The 1,236-nt window shown below is 64.4% G+C and carries 1 protein-coding gene; it reads left to right on the forward strand.

Features of this window, described 5'->3' with window-relative positions; genetic code table 11:
• Nucleotides 1-80: 80 nt before the first annotated feature.
• Nucleotides 81-1,180 (forward strand): IS3 family transposase gene (locus J2Z33_RS18075; protein WP_209843643.1). Its coding sequence is split into 2 segments (ribosomal slippage): nt 81-342 and nt 342-1,180, totalling 1,101 coding nucleotides; the frame shifts between segments, so codons are not numbered across the junction.
• Nucleotides 1,181-1,236 lie beyond the last annotated feature (56 nt).

Genomic DNA, 1,236 nt, shown 5'->3' on the forward strand with positions numbered 1-1,236 from the left:
TGACCTGCTGCCCGTTTTCTGGACCGCGCCGAGCTGGACTTTTCCAGTTTAGGCTTGGGCCGAGGAGACGGAGAGAGACCATGAAGAGATCGAAGTTCAGCGAGGCCCAGATCGCCTTTGTGCTGAAGCAGGCGGAGGATGGGAGCGCGGTCGGCGAGGTGTGCCGCAAGGCCGGCATCAGCGAGGCGACCTTCTATGCCTGGCGCAAGAAGTATGCGGGCCTGATGCCGTCCGAGATGCGTCGGTTGCGCCAGCTCGAGGACGAGAACGCAAAGCTGAAGAAGCTCGTGGCCGACCTGAGCCTGGGCAAGGCCATGCTTCAGGACGTGCTTGCAAAAAAGCTCTGAAGCCTGCGAGGCGGCGCCAGCTCGTCGACGAGGTCCGAGCCACCTGGAAGGTCAGCATTCGTCGGACCTGTCAGGTGCTTCGGGCGGAGCGGTCGAGCTACCACTACAAGGCCCGGCGTCGCTCGCAGGCTGCATTGGCCAAAAGGATCAAGGAGATTGCCGAGACGCGGGTGCGCTACGGCTACCGTCGTGTCCATGTCCTGCTCCGCCGAGAGGGCTGGGAGATCAACGCCAAGCGCGTCTACCGGCTCTACAAGGAGTTGGGCCTTCAGCTGCGGAACAAGGTGCCCAAGCGGCGCGTGAAGGCCAAGCTCCGGGACGACCGCCGTCCGCCGGTCCGGGCCAATGAGACCTGGGCCATGGACTTCGTCCATGACCAACTCGCGACCGGGACCAAGATCCGCATCCTAACGGTCGTGGACGCCTACTCCCGCTTCTCCCCGGCGATCGTGCCGCGGTTCAGCTTCCGGGCTCCGGACGTGATCGCCGTCCTGGATCGGGTCGGCCGCGAGATCGGCCTGCCCAAGACCATCCGGGTCGACCTCGGGAGCGAGTTCATCTCCCGCGATCTCGATCTCTGGGCCTATCAGCGGGACGTCACGCTCGACTTCTCCCGCCCCGGCAAGCCCACCGACAACGCCTTCATCGAAAGCCTGAACGGCAAGTTCCGGGCCGAGTGCCTGAACACGCACTGGTTCATGAGCCTCGACGACGCAGTTCGAAAATGCGAGGCTTGGCGTAGAGACTACAACGAGGTTCGACCCCACAGCGCGATCGGCAACAAGGTCCCGATCGAGCTCACAGATCGGTCAGCGGCTCATGGCCCGCCCTGATCGGCAGACCCCCCGGGAGAGGCCAGCCGGGTGGTCCAGACTCGGGTAGCAGCTCA

The sequence above is a fragment of the Rubellimicrobium aerolatum genome (assembly GCF_017872975.1).
Classification (GTDB): Bacteria; Pseudomonadota; Alphaproteobacteria; order Rhodobacterales; family Rhodobacteraceae; genus Rubellimicrobium; species Rubellimicrobium aerolatum.